The sequence below is a fragment of the Streptomyces corchorusii genome, from assembly GCF_001514055.1.
GTDB classification, from domain to species: domain Bacteria; phylum Actinomycetota; class Actinomycetes; order Streptomycetales; family Streptomycetaceae; genus Streptomyces; species Streptomyces olivaceoviridis.
The window spans coordinates 543,397-562,679 of sequence record NZ_KQ948351.1 but is presented as its reverse complement, the minus strand read 5'-3'; the positions used below and the strand labels follow the sequence as shown (position 1 = coordinate 562,679).

Sequence of the window (19,283 nt, the reverse complement as noted above, 5' to 3'; positions counted from 1 at the left end):
GTCTTCCCCGGCCGGTGGGAATGCGGCCGGCGGGCGGAAGAAGACGCCGTGGGCCGTTCCGGCCTGCTGCCGGGCGAGTCGGCCAGGGGCCCGCCGGTTCCAAGAGCACCGCCCTGGGCGATGTTCTGGCTCATGGCAGGAATCATTTCACCGGCGGCCTCCCGGCCCCAGACTTCAATGTCACCGGCTTCCCCGACGCCATCACCGAAGATGCTGCCGCCCGCACCAACACGTTCGCCCCGCGGCACTTCACCACCGGCAGAACACGGAAAAGGCGGGCCCGGCACGGGAATTCCCCGGTGCCGGGCCCGCCTTTCGGGCCGGAACGCGTTATGCGGTTTCTTCGGACAGCGGCTCCCAGCGCGTCCCGCCCCCGCCGTGCACGACGCGTCCGAGCTGTCCCTGCGCGAAGTGGTTGGCGAAGGCCAGGGTGTCCGGGCGCGTCAGCTCGGCCAGCATCTCCCGCCGCGTGCGCACCGCCTGCCCGGGCAGGGCGTCCATCGACACCCGCCAGTCGGGGCGGGCGAGTTGGGCGGGGCTGTGGAAGACGTCCCCGAACGCGATCACCCGCCGTCCGCCGGCCGTGATGACGTACGCCGTGTGGCCGCGCGTGTGTCCGGGGGCGGGCCATGCGGTGACGCCGGGGAAGATCTCCTGCCCCGGGGTCACCGGGAGACCGGCGGTCTTCGGGGGCGCCGGCCAGTCGGCCCATTCGTCCGCGGAGGCCAGCAGTGTGGCCCGTGCGAACGGGGAGGGACGGTCCGGGCCGGGCCGGAACGCCCAGCCGATGTGGTCGTCGTGCAGGTGTGTGAACGCGACGGCCTCGATGTCGGCGGGGTCGCGGCCGGCCCGTGCGAGGGCGTCGGGGAGCCGTCCGCCGTGGAGGGCGCCGATGGTGTCGATGGTGTCCTCGGCCGGGATGTCGTGCGGCCCGAACCCGGCGTCGAGGAGCAGGGCCCGTCCGTCGTGCTCCACGAGCAGGCTCGCCACGGACGTCCCGAGGTAGCCCTGGTCGTCCAGGAGACCGGCGTGGTCGCCCGTCCAGTCGCGGTCCGTCGAGTCGGGCAGCCAGCGCCGGGGGTGCAGTTGCACCGCGCCGTCGGGGACGACCGTGACGGTGTGGTCGCCCAGGCGCAGCGAACGCAGCGCGGTGGGTGAGGAGTTGTGCCCCGTGGGGAGCGGCATGGTGATCCTTCGGTGGGTGACGTCGTCGGGGCCGCCCGGGGAGGCCGGAACCGGTGTCCGGCCTCCCCGGGCGGACCGTCAGACCGCCTCGTTGGCCCTGACGGGGGTCTCGGCCGGTACCGGCGTCTCCTTGACGGCCGCGGCCGGCTTCGGCAGGGCCAGCGCCAGGCCGACGGTGAGCAGGATCAGCACGGCCGAGGTGAAGGTGGCCGCCTGGAGCCCGTCGGACAGCTCGGCCGGGGCCGGGTCGGAGCCGCTGACCGCGTTGGAGACGGCGACCAGCACGGCCAGGCCCACGGCGGCACCGACCTGCTGGCCGCTGGTGGCCAGGCCGGACGCCAGGCCCTGGAGCTTCTCCTCGACACCCGTGGTCGCCGCGGAGAACATGGCGGTCCAGATGACGCCCTGCGCGATGCTGAAGATCACGATGCCGGGGACCATCTGCGCGTACGTCGAGCCGTTGCCGAGGAAGGCGGCGAACACGGCCGTGCCGACGGCGCCGACGAGCAGGCCGATGACCAGGGTGCTGCGCACGCCGATCGCGGTGGACATCCGGCCGCCGATCACGGTGCCGACCAGGATGCAGGCGCACGGCAGGATGAAGGCCAGACCGGTGGCCAGGGCGCTCCAGCCGCGCACGGTCTGGAGCGCCAGCGTGATGAAGTAGGCGCTCGCCCCGAAGGTCGCCATGAACGCGAACGTGATCATGGAGCCGAGGCGCAGGCTGCGGAAGGAGAACACCCGCAGCGGCACCAGCGGGTCGGCGGTGCGCGACTCGATGACGACGAAGCCGACGATCAGCGCCGCCGCGGCGACGAAGCTGACCAGGGTGACGGGCGCGGCCCAGCCGATCTCCGGCCCCTGCACCAGACCGAAGACCAGCAGCAGGGCGCCGCCGGTGACGGTGATGCCGCCGGGCAGGTCGAAGCCCTGACGGCGCTCGGTCGGCCGGTCGGCGGGGATCGCCCGGAGTCCGAGCAGGGCGACACCCAGGGCGAGGGGGACGTTGACGAAGAACACCGCGGCCCAGCCGAACGCCTGCGTCAGCACACCGCCCAGCAGCGAGCCGACCACCATGCCGCTGCTGCCGGTGGCGCCCCACACGCCCAGGGCGCGGTTGCGCTCGGGCCCCTCCTCGAAGTTGCTGGTGAGCAGGGACAGGGTGGCCGGCGCGAGGAAGGCGCCGCCGACGCCCTGCACCGCTCGCGCGGCGACCAGGACCCAGGGGTCCGAGGCCAGTCCGCCGAGCACGGAGGCGAGCGCGTAGAGCGCCAGGCCGGTCAGGAACATCCGGCGCCGGCCGAGCAGGTCGGACATGCGACCGCCGAGCAGCAGGAAGCCGCCGAACGCGACGGCGTACGCGCCGATCACCCACTGGAGCTGCTGGTCCGAGAAGCCCACGCCGGAACCGATGTCCGGAAGGGCGACGAACACGATGCTGTAGTCCAGGGCGATGATCAGCTGGGCCAGCGCCAGGGCCGCCAGGATGAGCCCTTTGTGACGCGCGGAACCAGACGAAGTCATGGCTCTGTGTACCTCTCTGAATAGAGCGGAAGGCAGGGAAGGGACGGGCCGGACCGGACGGCACATCCGTCCGGCGGGCCACCGAGCCAGCGATACTTCCAGCTCGGATACTACTAGCTCGAACTATCTGAGTCCGAAGCTAGGGCTTGGTGGGTAACTTCCGCAAGGGAAGATCGAGTTCGAATGTTTTCAACTCGCACGATCTGACCGGCCGGGTGTGCGAAGCCGCCGGGTACGATGGCGCCATGGCGCACTCGAACACACCCGGCCGGCTCGCAGACGGCGACGTGTGCAGCCTGGTCAACGCCCTGTCACAGGCGATCGAACGGCACACCCGGCAGGTCTCCGACCGGTTCGGCCTCACCTCGGCGCAGGCGGTCGCGCTGCGCGAGCTGCCCGAGCCGCGGACCTTGCGCGAGCTGGCCCGGCGGATGCACTGCGAGGCGTCGAACGCGACGTTCGTCGCGGACCGGCTGGAGGCCATGGGCCTGCTGGAACGCCGGCCGCACCCGACCGACCGGCGCGCCAAGCTGCTGCACCTGACGCCCGAGGGGGCCGCGCTGCGCAAGAAGGTCGTCAGGCAGCTCCGGGTCGACTCGCCGATCGGGCGGCTCACCGACGAGGAGCAGACGACCCTGCGCGACCTGCTGGCCCGGGCGGCCGACTGAGCGACCCCGCACCGGTGCCGGGCGGGCGCCGTTGGGCGACAGCCGCTCGGGCGGCCGGTCAGGCAGGCACCGTGGAGACGGTGTAGGCCGGCGACACCTCCCGGATCCAGTTGCCGATCCGTTCGGCGTCACCGCCCGAGTGCGGCCGGAGCAGGATCAGCTGACGACCGGGACGGCAGGACAGGTCGAGACAGACCTGGTCCAGGGACACCTGCCCCAGCCCCGGATGGCGCACCACCTGGGTGATGCCCGAGCCGTCGCTGATGCGGTGCTGGTCCCACAGGTCGGCGAAGAACGGGCTGCGTTCGCGCAGGCGGCCCACGAGCGAGGCGAGCCGGGGATCGCCCAGGAACTCACCGCTCTGCGTGCGGAACCGGGCCACCGCGTCGGCCGCGTCCCGCTCCCACAGGGGGAACCGGCTCCGGGCGCCCTGGTCGAGGAAGAGCATCTCCAGGTAGTTCGCCTGCCCTCCTTCGACGCCCAGCAGACGCTCGGCGGCGGTGTTGGCGGCCGTGATGTCCCAGTAGCGGTCGAGGAAGTACGCCGGGCCGGGCAGGAAGCCGTCGACGATCTCGGCGCCGAGCAGATCGTCGTCCTCCACGCCGGCCCGGGGGCGGCGCGGCGCGGTGTAGCCGGCCAGCCGCATCACGTACAGGCACTGCGCCTCGTCCAGCCGCAGGACACCGGCGATGGCCGCGAGGATCTCCGGGGAGACGTTCTTGGCCCTCCCCTGCTCGATCCACGCGTACCAGGACGCCCCGATACCCGCCAGCATGGCCACCTCCTCGCGGCGCAGACCGCTCAGCCGGCGGGATCCGCCGCCCGGCAGTCCGACCTGCTCCGGAGTGACCTCCGCACGCCGGGCCGCCAGGAAGCTGCCGAGTTCGGCGAACCTCAGGTCGGCCGGCTTGGCCGCCGCCGGCGCCTGGACGGCGTCCCGCCGCGGGGCGGGCACCGCCTCCCGGCGCTTGCGGCGGATCACTGACAACGCGACGCCGGATGCCGGAGATCCAGTACCAGTCATCATGGTGCCCCTCCTCCGTGTACAACGTTCGCGCCCCCCGTCTCGGTGCGCTCACAACATAATAGGGACCGTTATTTTTCTGGAGGCATGAAGAGAGTAATATTTTTTATTTTTGCGCATCCTTGACCATCGGTCAGGGGAGTCGGACCGGATCGGTTCGCGCCACCTTGCCGACCTGGGGGTTGCGGGCGGACGTACCACGCATAAAGATAACGAGCGCTATCATTGTTCGACGGGCGTGCGGGTCTCCGCAGCCGCGGGAACAGCCCACCGAACGTGCGGAGGCCAGGGAGTATGGTCAGTCAGGAGCGGGCCGAGCGGACGCGAGGGCGTCTGCTGGAGGCTGCCGCCAGGGAGTTCTCCCTCCAGGGGTACAGCGGTACGTCGCTCCAACGCGTCAGCAGGTCCGCGGGCGTCACCATGGGCGCCCTGACCTTCCACTTCCCCACCAAGCCCGCCCTGGCGGAAGCCGTGCACGCCCAAGGGTCCGAGATCACCCGCGAGGCGGTGGCCCGCACCGGCGCGGAGCCCGCGGAAGAGCGCGACTACCCCCTCCTCCAACGGGTCATCCGCATCGCGCACGCCGTGGCGGCCCTGCTGTGCGAGGAGCCGACCGTGCGGGCCGCCGGCCGGCTGACCCGGGAACGGGTGCCCGGGCCCGCGGACTGGACCGACTCCTGGCTGCCCGACGTACGCGGCCTGCTGGACCAGGCGAGCCGGGAGAAGGAGCTGCGCACCGGCGTCGACCCCGAGATCGTGGCGCTGCTCCTGCGGTACCTGGTCCTGGGCGTACTGGACTCCCCCCAGCCCACCGAGGACTGCGCCTCCCACCTGTCCCAGCTGAACGCGGTCTGGGCCGTCCTGCTGACCGGCCTGATCGGCACCGCGGTGGACCCGGCACAGGCGGAGGACGCGGCGGGCTGAACGACCCGGCGTGCGCCCGGGACAGGGTGCCGCCCCGGCGACCCGCCGATTCGGCCGGCGCGCCGCTGCCGACGGGCGACGCCGCGCTCACCCACCGCCCCGGTCGGCCGCCTCCGGTGTCGACCGACAACGCCGCGGCCACCAACCGATCCGGTCAGCGCGCCGGTGTCGGCCGACGGCACCACGGCCACCCACCGACCCGGTTGGCCGCCTCCGGTGACGACCAACAACGCCACGCCCACCCACCAACCCGGTCAACGCCGCCGCTGTCGACCGACAACACCACGGCCACCCACCGACCCGGTTGGCCGCCTCCGGTGACGACCAACAACGCCACGCCCACCCACCAACCCCGTCAGCCGCCGTGCCCGGGGACCGGCGCGGGCTGGGGGCGGCGGTGGGCCGGGGGTCCGGGACGGCGCCTCGTGGGCGGGGCGACGGGGTCGTCCGGTCGTCGCCGACCAGCCCGCCGCGCGCGGAGTCCGCCACGGACCCGGCCCGCCGCAACCAACACCCGCTACCCGCACCCCGGCCACCCGCACACCGCGACCGCCGCCGGACAGCGCCGCCACGGACCCTGCCCACCGCAGCCATCACCCGGCACCCGCACCCCGGCCACCCGCCCACCGCCGGACGGCGCCCCGCGCGCGGCGGTCCGTCCGTCAACCGGCGCTCGCTGCAAGCGCGTTGCCGGCCACCCGTGGGCGGGTCGGGGCCGGGACCGTCAGACCGCGCTGCACCCCCCGTCCACCGGGACGGCCGCGCCGGTGACGAAGGACGACTGTTCGCTCAGGAGCCAGGCGGCGGCTCGGGCGATCTCCAGGGGGTCGGCCATGCGCCGCTGGATGGCCCGGGAGACGCCCTGGGTCTCCACCTCGGGGTGCCGCTCGATCACCGCCTCCATCAGTTCCGTCCGCGTGGTGCCGACGACCAGGGCGTTGATCCGGATGCCCTGGTCGCCGTACTCGGCCGCCGCCGCCCTCGTCAGACCGATCAGCGCGTGCTTGGCGGCGACGTACGGGGCCGCGGCCCCGGTGGCGAACTGCCCGGCCGTGCTGGAGGTGTTGAGGATGGTGCCGCCCTGGTGGGCCAGCATCGCCGGGATCTGGTAGCGCATGCAGTTCCACCCGCCGCGCACGTTGACGTCCATGATCTGGTCGTAGACGTCGTCGGTCAGCTCGTGCAGCCGCACGCCCGCCGTCCCCCAGCCGGCGTTGTTGAACGCCGCGTCCAGGGAACCGAACGAGGAGACGGCGGTGTCGACGACGCGGCGCACGTCCTCCGCCGATGTGACGTCCCCCGGGCACGGCAGCGCCCGGCCCCCCTCCGCGCCGATCTCCGCCGCCAGCTTCTCCAGCTTCTCCTCGCGCCGCGCCATGAGGACGACCGCCGCCCCCTGCGCCGCGAGATGGCGGGCCGTCGCGGCGCCGATGCCGCTGGACGCCCCCGTGATCATGACCGTCTTGCCCGTGAACACGTTGTTCCCCTCCCCGTTGTTTCCGGACAACCGGTTCGGTCCCCGCCGAACCGGCCCCTCCCTGTCATGCCCAGGTCAGACGAACTCCCGGACGTGATCGGTGGCCCATTCCCCGAAGGTCCGCGGTCGCCGGCCGAGCAGCCGCGCCAGCGTGCCGTCGTCGCACGCGGCGGCCGCTCCCCCGGCCCGCCGCCGTGCGCCGGACACCAGCGCCTCGGCGATCCGCTCGCCGTAGCGGCGGCTCCAGCCGGCGCGGGCCTCCTCCTCCGCGACCTCCTCGAACACCAGTGGCCTGCCGAGGACTTCGGCGAGGACACCGGTCTGCTCGCGCGGCGAGAGCGCCTCCGGGCCCGCCAGCGCGTAGGTGCGGCCGGCGTGCCGAGGGTCCGTCAGCGCGGCCACCGCCGCCGCGGCGACGTCCCTCGGGTCGACACAGGCCGTGCGCGCCGCCCCGCCGAAGGCCCGTACGACGCCCCGGTCACGGATGGACGGCGCCCAGGCGAGCGCGTTCGACATCGGCGTGCGGATGCGCAGTACGGTCCAGGACAGCCCGCTGTCGCGCAGCAGTTCCTCGCTCCGCCGGTTCCAGCGGGCGACCAGGTCGTCGGCGCCCGGGTCGGCGACACCGCACCAGGAGAGCTTCACGGCGTGCCGCACCCCGCCGGCGCGGGCGGCGGCCAGGACGCGCTCGTCGTCCTGCGGGCGCAGCGGGTTCGCCGTGACCACGAAGACGGCGTCGGCGCCGTCGAGCGCGCGGCGCAGCGACTCCGGGTCCGTGTAGTCGCCCCGGACGGCCGGGCCGGGCAGCCCGAGCGCCGCGGCCTTGCCCGGGTCGCGTACGAACAGGCTGTGCCGTGCCCCCGCGCGCTGCGCGAGGAGCCGCGCCACATGACGTCCGACGGCTCCGGTGGCACCGGTGACCACGATCCCCGGGCCGGCGGTCCCGGTGGCGGGTCCGCCGGTGCGCGCCGGGGCGGGCGCACCCGGCGCCGTCACGCGCTCTTCCCGCGCGACTCGTCGAGTCGCATGCGGTTCAGCGCGCTGGGGGTGGCGATGGTGGGCAGCAGCACGTTCCACATCTCCGTCACTCGCTGGGGCAGGTCGCGGCGACCGCTCTCCAGGTGGGCATGCATCTGTGCGCCGGTACACGCGTTGACGACCAGGCGTGCCACCGCGTTCACGTCGACGTTGGCGCGAACTTCACGCTCCTTCTGGGCGAGGGCCAGGTCCTGCGCCATCACCTCGGTCCACTGCTGGTGCGAGTTCTCCTCCGGACCGATGAACAGGTCCTGCTCCATGACGAGGCGAGCGCCGGCCAGCAGGAAGGGATCGTCAAGCAGTTGGTGCGCCCATGTCAAGGTGATATCGATGGCGTGCTGGAGGCCGCGGGACTCGTGCGGCGGCGTCACGCGGTCCGGCTGGCTGCGCACGATCTCCCGGGCCAGGGCCTCCTTGTTCTCGAAGTGGAAGTACATCGCCCCGAGCGTCAGGCCGGCCCGCTGCGTGATCTTGGTGACGCTCGCGCCGGCGAACCCGCACTCCGCGAACACCTCGGCGGCGGCGCGCGCGACGAGCGCGCGGGTGCGCACCGCACGCTCCTGCTTGACCTCCCGTTTACCCGTGAGTTCAGCCATCGACCAGCCCTCCGAAGTCACCCTCGACAAAAAAAAGAACTATCTCTATCTTACGACGTGGCTCCGGCCGGCACCACGCTGTCACCCACCTTTGCGCATCCTCGCGCCAACACCTTGTTCGGGGGACTTTGATGGCTACGCCCACCAGGCAGAGAAGCGTCTCATCCCGCTCCTCTGCCACCGACGTCAAGCAGTACGCAGGCAAGGTCGACCTCACCGAAGTGCTGGTCACCGACTGGCATCCGGTGACCGATCGCACCCACGCGGTGACCGTCGAATGGCCCGCGCACCACCCCTTCTACACCACCAGCCCGCAGCGGCACGGTCTGCTGTTCTTCATCGAGAGCGTCCGCCAGGCCCTGTCCGTGGCGAGCCATCTCGGACTCGGCGTGCCCCGCGGCTACCGCATGGGCTGGGAGAGACTGACCTGCACGGCCTCGCCCGAGGCCCTGGCCACCGGCCCGGACCCGTCCGTCGTCCAGCTGACGATCACCCACGACGACGTCGTGCGGCGCAAGTCGGGCGTGTGCCGGCTCACCGCCCGGGTGCAGGCCACCCGGAACGGACTGCCGCTCGGCACCGTCCAGATCGGCTACACCGCCTATCCGCCGGCCCTCTACGACCGACTGCGCGGCGCTCGCGCCGACGCCCAGGCGGCCTTCGCCCGCGCCCTGCCGCCCGGGCCCGCCGTCGAACCCGCGCTGGTGGGCCGCACCGACGCCCACGACGTTACGCTCGCCCCGGAGACGTCCGCCGGTCCGGACACCGCCGCCGGTCCGGGCGGCACCCCGCGCCGGTGGGCCCTGCGGAGCGACACCGGCCACCGCGTCCTCTTCGACCACCCCCACGACCACATACCCGGCATGGTCCTGCTGGAGGCGGTGATCCAGGCCGCCCACGCCGACGCGGCCCCGCGGCCGGTCGTCCCGGTGGAACTCGACACCGTCTTCCACCGCTACGTCGAGTTCGACCTGCCGTGCGCCATCGTCACGGAGGACACCGGGACGGACGAACCAGGCCGGCAGCGCCGGAGGATCAGCGGCGTCCAGGACGGGCAGACCGCCTTCACCACCCTGATCACCGGCATCGTCCCGGACCCGGCCCCGCTCCCCCGCGCCCGGCGGGCCGGGACGGCCGCCGGCTGAACCCCGGCACAGCGCACACCCCGCACCCGGGAAGCCGCGGTGGCTCCACGCCACCGCGGCTTCCCCGTTTTCCCGCGGCTCCGCTCCGCGCCACAGGCCGGCCCGGCTGCTTGTTGGTGACAGCAATCGTGTTTGTGGTGATGGGCCCGCCGACGCTGTTGAATTTGGAGTCTGGGTCATTCCGGCGGCTGTTGCCATGATTCTTCTGTCCCGCTCAGCCCGACCCGAATTCCCACGAGGAGACAGAGATGAATCTGTCCATTTCCGGTACCTATTCCGTCGGCAAGACGCTCACCAGCATGGCGCTCGCGCACCTCACGGGCATTCCGCGCACCTCGGCCCCCACCATGCGTGAGCTGCTCCCGATCTCGCTCCCCGGCAAGACCCTGGAGGAGTGCAACGGCGCCGAGCTGATCATGCTGATCACCCGGCGGATCCAGGGCCGGGCGGTCGCCGAGAGTCACCTGCCGAACGGATTCATCTCGGACGGGTCCGCCCTGCACGAGTGGTCCTACGCGACCGTGCGCGTCAAGGTCGGCATCAACCCGAACGAGTCCGTGGACCTGGACAACGTCGAGATGACCGACGAGGTCCGGTTCTACGCCGAGGTGATGAAGCAGATCGCCATTCCGGCGAAGCAGCACACCAAGCAGTCGTACGACGCATTCGTGCACCTGCCCATCGAATTCCCCATCGTCGAGGACGGCCACCGTCCGGTGAACGAGCGCTTCCGGCAGCTCGCGGAGGAACTCCTGCTGAAGACGCTGGAGGAACTGGAAATCCCGGTGCACGTGGTCGGCGGGACCATTCCGGAGCGGCTGGCCAAGATCGTCGACATCTTCGGGTTCACGCCCGCCATGAGCATCGAAGAGGCCATCGACCGGGCCGAGGACGAGTACTCCAAGATCGACACCCGCAACGAGCTGGAGCGGCTGGCCGACGTCGCCGCGTAAGCCGGACCGCAGAGCGCATCGAAGAACGCATCGCAGAGCGCATGCGAAGAACGCGTCGCAGAGCGCATCGCAGAAGAAGGAGAGAGACCACGTGAGAATCGCATTCGTCGGCGCCTACGGAAACGGCAAGACGACCCTCACCACCGAACTGTCCGAGCGGCTCGGTCTGGAGCGGGTCCACGGCAGCGCCATGCGGGACCCGGCCGGCGGCACCCCCAAGGCGCTGGAGGAGACCAACGAGCCCGAGCTGATCCAGCTCGCGGTGCGCCGCTTCACGGAGCGCGCCGTGGACGAGGCCCGGCTCCAGGACGGTTTCCTCTCGGACGGCTCGGCGCTGCACGAGTGGGTGTACAGCAAGGTGCGGCTCGCCGTGGGCCGTTACCCCGAGCCGTCGGTCACCCTCGCCGACGTGCACGCCTCGACCAGCCCCTACGAGGAGGTCGTGGACCAGCTCGCCCTGCTGGGCAAGGAGCACGCCACGGCGAACTACGACGTCGTCATCCACTGCCCGGTGGAGTTCCCGCTGCCGGAGGGCGTCGACCCGATCAGCGAGCGCTTCCGCACCCTGTCCGACGAACTGATGCTGGAGATCGTCAAGACGCTCGACGTCCCGCTGCACATCGTCACGGGGGCTCTTGAGGAGCGGATCGAGCAGGTCCTCAAGATCGCCGGCCTGCCGCAGACCGCGTAGCGGACCCGCGCGCCAGCAGGCCCACCGCCGGCGTCGTCCACCGCCGTCCGCCTCCGGGCGACGCCCCCATTCCCCCCCCATCCCCCCTTGGCTGCCCCCGTTCACGGCAAGGAGAGCACCGTGCACAGCGGAATCGGAGTGTTCCTTTCCCCCCTCCACGCCCCGGGTCAGGACCCCCACCTGACCATTCGGCGTGACCTCCAGCTCGTCGAGCACCTCGACGAGCTGAACTACGACGAGTGCTGGTTCGGCGAGCACCACTCCCTGGCCTGGCCGACGATCGGCGCCCCCGAGACGATCATCGCCGCCGCCGCCGAGCGGACCCGGCAGATCAAGCTGGCCAACGGCGTCGTGCCGCTGCCCTTCCACCACCCGTACAACGTCGCGACCCGTGCCCTGATGCTCGACCACCTCACCCGTGGCCGTTACATCCTCGGGGTCGGCCCCGGCGCCACCCCGAACGACTCGCACCAGTTCGGGGTGGCGCAGGACGACCTCAAGCGCATGGCGAGCGAGGCGATCCCCGTCGTCCGGGAACTGGTCAACGGCGAGGAGCGGGTGAGCGCCAAGACCGACTGGTTCGTGCTCCAGGACGCCAAGATGCAGCTTCCCCGCTACAGCAAGCCGGGCATCGAGATGGCCATCTCCAGCATCGGCACCCCCAACAGCCCCAGGGTGGCCGGGCAGTTCGGCCTGAGCCTGGTGTCCTGGGGCGCCCCGCCGCCCGGACTGCCGGCCGTGGACCTGGCCCAGCAGTGGCGCTACGCCGAGGAGTCCGCCGAGGAGCACGGCAACACGATGGACCGGGCCGACTGGCGGGTCGTCGTGCCGCTGTACATCGCCGAGACGCGCGAGCAGGCCTACCAGGACGTGCGGCAGGGCTTCTCCGAGTGGCTGTGGGGCTACTGGGGCAAGGCCGCCGGCTTCGACGTCGCCGCCGGCATGGAGGGCGTCAAGTCCTCGCAGGAGCTGGAGGCGGGGGTCGAGCAGGGCCTGGCGATCGTCGGCTCCCCCGAGGACGCCGTCGCCGCGATCGAGCGGCTCCAGGAGCAGACCGGCGGCTTCGGCAGGTTCCTCGTCTACGCCATGAACTGGGCGTCCTTCGAGAAGACGAAGCAGAGCTACGCGCTGCTGGCCGAGCAGGTGGCCCCGCGCTTCTCGGGCTCCACCGCACGCGGTGACGAGTCCATCCAGTGGAGCATCGACAACCGCCACGTCTTCCCCCACACCGAGGCCCGCCGCGCCCGGGAGGCCCGGGAGGCCCAGACGGTCTGACCACCGAGCCGCTCCCCCACCCACCGCGGACCGGCAGCCGCCCGTGACGGGCGCTGCCGGTCCGCCGCGCCGTGTCCCCACGCCGTCGCGGGGTCCCATGGCCGCGGCCTGTGGCGCGTCCGCCATTCGTGTGTGCCGTCTTGACCGCCTCCGGGGGCCCTCCTATGGTCGCGCTACCGACCGGACGTAGGACGTAGGACGTCGTACCTCACTCCCACCCCTCCCCTCACCCGCTGGAGGACCCGTGCGCGACGACGACGTGAACCCCGGCGTACCGGCACCGCCGCGCCGGCAGTTCCTGAAGTACTCGGGCGCGCTCGGCGCGACCGCCGCCCTGTCCCCCGCCCTGGCCGCCTGTTCCGCCGGTCCGGAGTCGACGAACGACACCGGAGGCGGCGGCAGCGGCAAGGACCGGACGCTGACCGCCGTGATCGGATACGGCAACGACGGCAGCTGGGACCCGACGCAGACCGCGTCGGCGTTCGCGATGGCCGCCAACAACCACATCTACGAGGGGCTGCTGGACACGGACCCGATCACCCGGGAGCCGTATCCGGCGCTGGCCACCGCGATCCCCGCCGACCCGTCGGCCACCACCTGGCGGTTCCCGCTCCGCTCCGGCGCCACCTTCCACGACGGCAAGCCCGTCACCGCCGACGACGTCGTGTTCGTCTTCGACCGGATACTCGATCCGGACACCCAGACCCTCGCCAAGGGGTTCTTCGCCCCCTGGCTGGACTCCGTGCGGAAGGTCGACGCCCGGACCGTCGAACTCGTCCTCAAGTTCCCCTTCCCGGACGGCCTTTCCCGCCTCACCCTCGCCAAGATCATGCCCCGGCACGTCTTCTCCCGGCCCGGCGCCTGGGACGACGCGATCAAGGGCCTGGCCGTGGGCTCGGGGCCGTACCGGCAGACCGCGCACCACCCGAAGTCGAACACCACCTTCGAGGCGTTCGCCGCCTACAACGGTCCCCGCAAGCCCGCCTTCCGGAAGATGAACTGGCTGACCATCGTGGACGCGGCACCGCGCGTCGCGAAGATCTCCGGGACCGGCGCCGGCGCGCAGATCGCCGACAACATCCCCTACGCCAACATCCCCCGGCTGGAGCAGGGCGGGCTGAAGGTCGCCGGCGGCGCCGGGATGAACAACCTCTTCCTGATGTTCAACACCCGGCACGAGCCCTTCGACGACGTCCGCGTCCGCCAGGCGCTGCACTACGCCATCGACACCGAGAAGATGGTGCGGGTCGCGCTGAAGGGCCACGGCAGGCCCGCGTCCTCGTTCCTCAACGAGGGCAATCCCGGCTACCGCCGGGCCAGGACCGTCTACGACCACGACCCCGACAAGGCCAAGGCCCTGTTGAGGGCCGCCGGGGTCACCGACCTCAAGGTCGAGATCCTCGCCGTCAACGTCAGCTGGATCGTGGACTGCCTGCCGACCATCAAGTCCTCCTGGGACGCGATCGGCGTGCGGACCACCCTGGCGCCGCAGGAGACCACGGCCGTCTTCACCAAGATGGACCAGAAGCAGGACTACCAGGTGGTCGCGGCGGCCTCCAACCCGAACCAGTTCGGGCGCGACGCCGACCTGATCATGCACTACAACTACGGGCCCGGGAACCTGTGGATGCGGTACACGCGGTGGGCCGGCCACCCCGTCGCCCAGCGGCTGTTCAAGGACATGGACCGGGCGACCCGCGAGCCGGACCCCGCGAAGAAGAAGGCGATGATCCAGGACTACATCGACGTCGTCGCCGAGCAGGCCGTGCTCTACCCGGTCGTCCACAACGAGCTGATGACCGCCTGGGACCCGCGCGAGCTCAGCGGGATACGGGCCCAGCCGTACCCGGGCATCAACGTCCTCCAGGCCAAGTGGACCTGACGGCATGACGGCCGTCGTACGGATCCTCCTGCGCCGGGTCGCCCTGCTGGTGCCCCTGCTCCTCGGCATCGTGCTCTTCGTGTTCCTGGTGATGCGGTTCTCGCACGTCGACCCGGCGTCCGCGTTCTTCCAGGGCGCCAACCCGACCCCCGGGCAGCTCCACGACTTCCGGGAGCGCAACGGGCTGCTGGACCCGCTGCCCCTGCGGTACGTCCACTTCGTCGGCGACCTGCTCCACGGCGACCTCGGCACCAGCGCCCTCACCCGCGCGCCCGTGGTCGACCAGGTCACCACCGCGCTGCCGCTCACCCTCCAGCTGACCTTCCTCGGTCTCGCGCTCGCGGTCGTGCTGGCGCTGGCGGGCGGGGTGACGGCGGCGGTGTACCGGGACCGGCTGCCGGACCAGGTCATCCGGGTGGTCTCACTGGTCGGGGTGGCCGCGCCCGGCTTCTGGCTGGCGCTGCTGATGATCCAGTACCTGGCCGTGGACCGGGGCTGGTTCCCGACCGGCGGCTACGTCAACCCCGCCGACTCCCTCACCGGCTGGCTGAGGACCATGGCCCTGCCCGCGTTCGCGCTGTCCCTGCCGGTCGCCGCCCAGCTCACCCGGATCGTGCGGACCTCCGTGGTGGAGGAGCTGGACAAGGACTACGTCCGGACGGCGATCGGGAGCGGGCTGCCGCCCCGGGTCGTCGTCGGCCGGAACGTGCTGCGCAACGCGCTCGTCAATCCCCTCACCGTGCTCGGGCTGCGGGTCGGCTACCTCCTCGGCGGTGCCGTCGTCATCGAGACGATCTTCTCGCTGCCCGGCATGGGGAAGCTGATGATCGACGCCGTGCAGAACGGTGATCCGGCCGTCGTGCAGGGGGTCGTGCTGACCACCGCCACCGGGTTCGTCGTCGTCAACCTCGTCATCGACATCCTGTATCTGCTGGTCAACCCACGCTTGAGGGCGGCCTGATGGTCACGCGCGCGAACCTCGGCAAGCGGCTCTCCCGGCCCGGGGGCGTCCGGCTGCGCGGCTGGCGCCGGCTGCCGCCGCTGTCCAGGACGGCCGTCTGCTTCCTGGCCGTCGTCATCGTCGTCGCCGTCCTCGCCCCCGTCCTCGCCCCGCACGACCCGCTCGACCAGCAGGACCCGGTCGGCGGGACCGGGGCGCCGTCGGCCGCGCACTGGCTGGGGCAGGACAGCCTCGGCCGGGACGTCCTCAGCCGGCTGATGTACGGCGCCCGCTGGTCCCTCGCCATCGGGCTGGGCGCCACCGCGCTCGCGCTCGCCGTCGGTGCCCTCGTCGGGGCGCTGGCCGCCACCTCCCGCAAGGCGGTGGACGAGACGCTGATGCGCTGCCTGGACGTGGTGATGGCGTTCCCGGGCATCGCGCTCGCGGCCGTGCTGGTGGCCGTGTTCGGCGGCGGGATCGGCGTGCTGATCTGTGCCATCGCGTTCCTGTTCACCCCGCCCGTGGCGCGGGTCGTACGGGCCAACGTGCTGGACCAGTACGGCGAGGACTACGTCACCGCGGAGCGGGTCATCGGCGCCCGCACCCCGCACATCGTGCTGCGGCACGTGGCCGTCAACTGCGCCGCGCCGGTGCTGGTGTTCTGCACGGTCCAGGTCGCCGAGGCCATCGTCTTCGAGGCGTCGCTGTCCTTCATCGGCGCGGGCGTGCGGCCCCCGGACCCGTCCTGGGGCAGTGTCATCGCCGACGGCAAGAACATGGTGCTGACCGGCGGCTGGTGGGCGACCGTCTTCCCCGGGCTGCTGATCCTGCTCACCGTGCTGGCGCTGAACATCCTCTCCGAGGGCGTCTCGGACGCGTGGGCGGCGCCCGCGCCCCGCGAGGTGGAGGCTCCCGCGCAGGGGGCGCGCCCGGCGGACCGGCCGGAGACCCCGGAGCCCGGCACCGGCGAGGTGCTGCCGCTGCCCGGTCTCACCCAGGCCGCCCGGCGGCTGCGTTCCCGGGCCCGGCCGCTGCCGGACCGGAGCGGGCAGCCGGTGCTCGCCGTGGAGCGCCTCGCCATCGGCTTCCCGGACCGGCACCGGGGCGTGGACATCGTGGCCGGGGTCGGCTTCGCGGTGTACCCCGGCGAAGTGCTGGGGCTGGTGGGCGAGTCGGGCTGCGGGAAGTCGCTGACCGCGCTGACCGTCATGGGGCTCCAGCCCAAGGGCGCCCGGGTCGGTGGCCGGGTCCGGTTCGGGCAGCGGGACCTGCTGGCCGAGCCGACGCGGGTGCGGCGGCGGCTCCTCGGCCACGAGATGGCCATGGTGTACCAGGACGCCCTGTCCTCCCTGAACCCGGCCATGACCGTCCGGGCCCAGCTCAAGCAGCTCGTCCGGCGCGGGGGCAGGCGCGGTCCGCGCGAGCTCATGGAGCTGGTCGGCCTGGACCCCGACCGCACCCTGCGCAGCTATCCGCATGAGCTGTCCGGCGGGCAGCGCCAGCGCGTGCTCATCGCCATGGCCCTCTCCCGCGACCCGCGGCTGATCGTCGCCGACGAGCCGACCACCGCCCTGGACGTCACCGTGCAGGCCCAGGTCATGGAGCTGCTGCTCCGGCTGCGGGCCGAGCTGGGCTTCGCGCTGATCCTGGTCTCGCACGATCTGGCGCTGGTCGCCGACATCACCGACCGGGTGGCGGTGATGTACGGCGGGCAGATCGTGGAGACCGGGGTGACCGCCGACGTGGTGGCGGCACCGGCCCACCACTACACGCGCGGGCTGCTCGGCAGCGTCCTCTCGCTGGAGTCGGCCGAGGAGCGGATGACCCAGATCAAGGGGGTCGTACCCGCCCCGGCCGACTTCCCGGCGGGCTGCCGGTTCGCCGACCGGTGCCCGCTCGCCACCGAGGTGTGCCACACCACCGTCCCGGTCCTCGCGGGCACCCCCGCCCACACGGCCGCCTGCCACCACCCGGCGGTGGAACTGGCGTCGGCACAGAGCGAGGAGGCCCTTCAGTGACCGCGGTCGTGGAGGTGCGGGACGCGCACGTCGTCCACCGGGCGCGCAGCGGCGGCTTGTTCCGGCGCGACCGGGTGTACGCCCTGACCGGCGCCGGTCTCTCGGTCGCGCCCGGTGAGACGGTCGGGGTGGTCGGCGAGTCGGGGTGCGGGAAGTCGACGCTGGCGAAGGTGCTGGTGGGCATCGAGCGGCCGGTGTCCGGGACGGTGGCGTTCCGGGGCCGGGACCTGTGGGCGATGCCGGCCGCCGAGCGCAGGACCCTGGTCGGCGCGGGCACCGGCATGGTCTTCCAGGACCCGTCGACCGCGCTGAACCGCCGGCTGACGGTCCGCCGGATCCTGCGCGACCCGCTGGACGTCCACCGGCGCGGCACGCGGGCCGAACGGGAGGACAGGGTGCGCGAGCTGATGGCCCTCGTCGGCCTCCCCCGGCCGCTCGCCGACGCCCTGCCCGGGCAGCTCTCCGGCGGGCAGCGGCAGCGCGTCGCCATCGCCCGCGCGCTCGCCCTGGACCCGGACCTGGTCGTCGCCGACGAGCCGACCAGCGCCCTGGACGTCTCGATCCGCGCGCAGATCCTCAACCTGCTGCTCGACCTGAAGGAGCGCCTCGGTCTCGCCCTGGTGTTCGTCTCGCACGACATCCAGACGGTACGGCGCATGAGCGACCGGGTGATCACCATGTACCTCGGCCGGATCGTGGAGGAGACCCCGGCGGGCCGGGTCACCGACGCGGCCCGGCACCCGTACACCCGCGCCCTGTTCTCGGCCACGCCGGGGCTGCTGGACCCCGTCGACCCGATCCCGCTCGGCGGGCCGGTCCCCTCGGCGACCCGCCCGCCGAGCGGCTGCCCGTTCCGCACCCGCTGCTGGAAGGCCGACGAGGTCTGCGCCGCGTCGATGCCGGACTTCTCGGCCGCGTCACGGCCCGGACACCGCTACCGGTGCCACCATCCTGTCCAGGAGGACCAACCGACCCGTGACCCAGCACGCCAGGAGCCGTGAATGACCCTTCCGACCCCGCTCACCGGTGTCGTCCCGCCCGTCTGCACGCCCCTGACGCCGGAACGCGAGGTGGACGTGCCCTCACTGCTGCGCCTGGTGGACTTCCTGGTGGAGGCCGGGGTGCACGGACTGTTCCTGCTGGGCTCGACCTCGGAGGCGGCCTTCCTGACGGACGCGCAGCGCGCGCGGGTGGTGGCGGCCGTGACCGCGCACCTGGGCGGTCAGCTGCCCGTGCTCGCCGGGGCCATCGACATGACCACCCCGCGCGTCCTGGAGCACGTCGCGGCGGTCGCCTCGGCGGGCGCGCGGGCCGTCGTCGTCACCGCGCCCTTCTACGCCCGCACCCACCCGTCCGAGATCGTCCACCACTACCGCCGGATCGCCGCCGCCAGTCCGGTCCCGGTGATCGCCTACGACATCCCCGTCGCCGTGCACACCAAGCTCCCCGCCGACCTGCTGCTGGGGCTCGCCGGGGACGGCGTCCTGGCCGGGGTCAAGGACTCCAGCGGGGACCTGGCGGCCTTCCGGGAGGTGGTCGCCGGCGCCCGCGCCCACCCCGGGTTCAGCGTGCTGACCGGCTCGGAGCTGATCGCGGACGCCGCGCTGGCGCTGGGCGCCGACGGGGCCGTGCCGGGCCTGGCCAATGTCGACCCGCACGGCTATGTGCGCCTCTACCGCCAGTGCCGGGCGGGCGACGCGGAGGGGGCGCGCACCGAACAGGAGCGGCTGTGCGCGCTGTTCGGGATCACCGCGGTCGGGGACCCCGCGCGGATGGGCGGCAGCTCGGCGGCGCTGGGCGCGTTCAAGGCGGCGCTGCACCTGCGCGGGATCATCGACTGTCCGGCGACCGCGGAGCCGCAGGTGCCGCTGTCCGGCGCGGAGGTCGAACAGATCGGCAAGCTGCTGGCGGCGGCGGGCTTGCTCGGCCTCGACCGCTAGACC

Annotated in this window: 17 protein-coding genes; 11 read left to right on the top strand and 6 right to left on the bottom strand. The window is 72.5% G+C overall.

All coding sequences use genetic code 11. From position 1 onward, the window contains the following. Positions 1 to 330 precede the first annotated feature (330 nt). Together AQJ11_RS02430 and AQJ11_RS02425 are read right to left on the bottom strand one after the other, a co-directional pair. Positions 331 to 1,185 (bottom strand): MBL fold metallo-hydrolase, encoded by an 855-nt coding sequence (locus tag AQJ11_RS02430; RefSeq protein WP_059261644.1) that lies wholly within the window; start codon positions 1,183 to 1,185, stop codon positions 331 to 333. A gap of 78 nt (positions 1,186 to 1,263) precedes the next feature. After that, the gene (locus AQJ11_RS02425; protein WP_014672601.1) at positions 1,264 to 2,709 is read right to left on the bottom strand and encodes an MFS transporter; all 1,446 of its coding nucleotides are present in this window, start codon (positions 2,707 to 2,709) and stop codon (positions 1,264 to 1,266) included. A gap of 245 nt (positions 2,710 to 2,954) precedes the next feature. Here AQJ11_RS02425 and AQJ11_RS02420 point away from each other — a divergent pair, with 245 nt between their 5' ends. Continuing rightward, complete coding sequence (locus AQJ11_RS02420; RefSeq protein ID WP_059261643.1) at positions 2,955 to 3,377, top strand: MarR family winged helix-turn-helix transcriptional regulator; 423 nt, start codon at positions 2,955 to 2,957, stop codon at positions 3,375 to 3,377. Between the two features lie 58 nt (positions 3,378 to 3,435). Here the strand turns inward: AQJ11_RS02420 and AQJ11_RS02415 are convergent, their stop codons facing one another. Beyond that, positions 3,436 to 4,404, bottom strand: coding sequence for a helix-turn-helix domain-containing protein (locus AQJ11_RS02415; protein WP_244218074.1), 969 nt, complete (start codon positions 4,402 to 4,404; stop codon positions 3,436 to 3,438). A 291-nt stretch (positions 4,405 to 4,695) separates the two neighbouring features. Between AQJ11_RS02415 and AQJ11_RS02410 the strand changes: the two genes are divergently transcribed. Then, a complete protein-coding gene (locus AQJ11_RS02410; RefSeq protein WP_014672604.1) occupies positions 4,696 to 5,325 on the top strand; it encodes a TetR/AcrR family transcriptional regulator in 630 nt (209 codons plus the stop codon). A gap of 724 nt (positions 5,326 to 6,049) precedes the next feature. On the opposite strand, the gene AQJ11_RS02405 is transcribed toward AQJ11_RS02410, so the two are convergent. The 3 genes from AQJ11_RS02405 to AQJ11_RS02395 all read right to left on the bottom strand — a co-directional run bounded on the left by AQJ11_RS02405 (position 6,050) and on the right by AQJ11_RS02395 (position 8,436). Next, positions 6,050 to 6,802 carry an SDR family NAD(P)-dependent oxidoreductase gene (locus AQJ11_RS02405; RefSeq protein ID WP_014672605.1) on the bottom strand — a complete coding sequence of 251 codons (753 nt, stop codon included), beginning with the start codon at positions 6,800 to 6,802 and terminating at the stop codon, positions 6,050 to 6,052. A 75-nt stretch (positions 6,803 to 6,877) separates the two neighbouring features. After that, positions 6,878 to 7,798, bottom strand: a complete 921-nt coding sequence (locus AQJ11_RS02400; RefSeq protein WP_059261641.1) for an NAD(P)H-binding protein — start codon at positions 7,796 to 7,798, stop codon at positions 6,878 to 6,880. Continuing rightward, positions 7,795 to 8,436, bottom strand: coding sequence for a ScbR family autoregulator-binding transcription factor (locus tag AQJ11_RS02395; RefSeq protein WP_244218073.1), 642 nt, complete (start codon positions 8,434 to 8,436; stop codon positions 7,795 to 7,797). The genes AQJ11_RS02400 and AQJ11_RS02395 overlap by 4 nt, the downstream gene beginning before the upstream one ends. Positions 8,437 to 8,567: 131 nt before the next feature. On the opposite strand from AQJ11_RS02395, the gene AQJ11_RS02390 reads away from it, so the two are divergent. The 9 genes from AQJ11_RS02390 to AQJ11_RS02350 all read left to right on the top strand — a co-directional run bounded on the left by AQJ11_RS02390 (position 8,568) and on the right by AQJ11_RS02350 (position 19,280). Continuing rightward, a complete protein-coding gene (locus tag AQJ11_RS02390) occupies positions 8,568 to 9,581 on the top strand; it encodes a ScbA/BarX family gamma-butyrolactone biosynthesis protein (protein ID WP_059261639.1) in 1,014 nt (337 codons plus the stop codon). A gap of 248 nt (positions 9,582 to 9,829) precedes the next feature. Next, the gene (locus AQJ11_RS02385) at positions 9,830 to 10,534 is read left to right on the top strand and encodes an AAA family ATPase (RefSeq protein WP_059261638.1); all 705 of its coding nucleotides are present in this window, start codon (positions 9,830 to 9,832) and stop codon (positions 10,532 to 10,534) included. A 91-nt stretch (positions 10,535 to 10,625) separates the two neighbouring features. Beyond that, positions 10,626 to 11,225 (top strand): AAA family ATPase, encoded by a 600-nt coding sequence (locus AQJ11_RS02380; RefSeq protein ID WP_059261637.1) that lies wholly within the window; start codon positions 10,626 to 10,628, stop codon positions 11,223 to 11,225. Between the two features lie 120 nt (positions 11,226 to 11,345). Beyond that, complete coding sequence (locus AQJ11_RS02375) at positions 11,346 to 12,500, top strand: LLM class flavin-dependent oxidoreductase (protein WP_059261636.1); 1,155 nt, start codon at positions 11,346 to 11,348, stop codon at positions 12,498 to 12,500. A gap of 244 nt (positions 12,501 to 12,744) precedes the next feature. Continuing rightward, positions 12,745 to 14,382, top strand: coding sequence for an ABC transporter substrate-binding protein (locus AQJ11_RS02370; RefSeq protein ID WP_059261635.1), 1,638 nt, complete (start codon positions 12,745 to 12,747; stop codon positions 14,380 to 14,382). 4 nt (positions 14,383 to 14,386) lie between these two features. Then, on the top strand, positions 14,387 to 15,343 hold the full coding sequence (locus AQJ11_RS02365; protein ID WP_059261634.1) for an ABC transporter permease: 957 nt from the start codon (positions 14,387 to 14,389) through the stop codon (positions 15,341 to 15,343). Continuing rightward, a complete protein-coding gene (locus tag AQJ11_RS02360; protein ID WP_059261633.1) occupies positions 15,343 to 17,340 on the top strand; it encodes a dipeptide/oligopeptide/nickel ABC transporter permease/ATP-binding protein in 1,998 nt (665 codons plus the stop codon). Before AQJ11_RS02365 ends, AQJ11_RS02360 begins: the two co-directional genes overlap by 1 nt. Further along, positions 17,337 to 18,341, top strand: coding sequence for an oligopeptide/dipeptide ABC transporter ATP-binding protein (locus AQJ11_RS02355; RefSeq protein WP_059261632.1), 1,005 nt, complete (start codon positions 17,337 to 17,339; stop codon positions 18,339 to 18,341). Before AQJ11_RS02360 ends, AQJ11_RS02355 begins: the two co-directional genes overlap by 4 nt. Beyond that, positions 18,342 to 19,280: a dihydrodipicolinate synthase family protein gene (locus AQJ11_RS02350; RefSeq protein ID WP_059261631.1), complete on the top strand. Its 939-nt coding sequence runs from the start codon at positions 18,342 to 18,344 to the stop codon at positions 19,278 to 19,280. Positions 19,281 to 19,283 lie beyond the last annotated feature (3 nt).

Coding starts and splice junctions, on each gene's coding strand:
- AQJ11_RS02390 (WP_059261639.1), top strand. CDS start 8,568: ATGGCTACGCCCACCAGGCAGAGAAGCGTCTCATCCCGCTCCTCTGCC.
- AQJ11_RS02385 (WP_059261638.1), top strand. CDS start 9,830: ATGAATCTGTCCATTTCCGGTACCTATTCCGTCGGCAAGACGCTCACC.
- AQJ11_RS02415 (WP_244218074.1), bottom strand. CDS start 4,404: ATGATGACTGGTACTGGATCTCCGGCATCCGGCGTCGCGTTGTCAGTG.
- AQJ11_RS02395 (WP_244218073.1), bottom strand. CDS start 8,436: ATGGCTGAACTCACGGGTAAACGGGAGGTCAAGCAGGAGCGTGCGGTG.
- AQJ11_RS02410 (WP_014672604.1), top strand. CDS start 4,696: ATGGTCAGTCAGGAGCGGGCCGAGCGGACGCGAGGGCGTCTGCTGGAG.
- AQJ11_RS02425 (WP_014672601.1), bottom strand. CDS start 2,709: ATGACTTCGTCTGGTTCCGCGCGTCACAAAGGGCTCATCCTGGCGGCC.
- AQJ11_RS02430 (WP_059261644.1), bottom strand. CDS start 1,185: ATGCCGCTCCCCACGGGGCACAACTCCTCACCCACCGCGCTGCGTTCG.
- AQJ11_RS02350 (WP_059261631.1), top strand. CDS start 18,342: ATGACCCTTCCGACCCCGCTCACCGGTGTCGTCCCGCCCGTCTGCACG.
- AQJ11_RS02360 (WP_059261633.1), top strand. CDS start 15,343: ATGGTCACGCGCGCGAACCTCGGCAAGCGGCTCTCCCGGCCCGGGGGC.
- AQJ11_RS02365 (WP_059261634.1), top strand. CDS start 14,387: ATGACGGCCGTCGTACGGATCCTCCTGCGCCGGGTCGCCCTGCTGGTG.
- AQJ11_RS02420 (WP_059261643.1), top strand. CDS start 2,955: ATGGCGCACTCGAACACACCCGGCCGGCTCGCAGACGGCGACGTGTGC.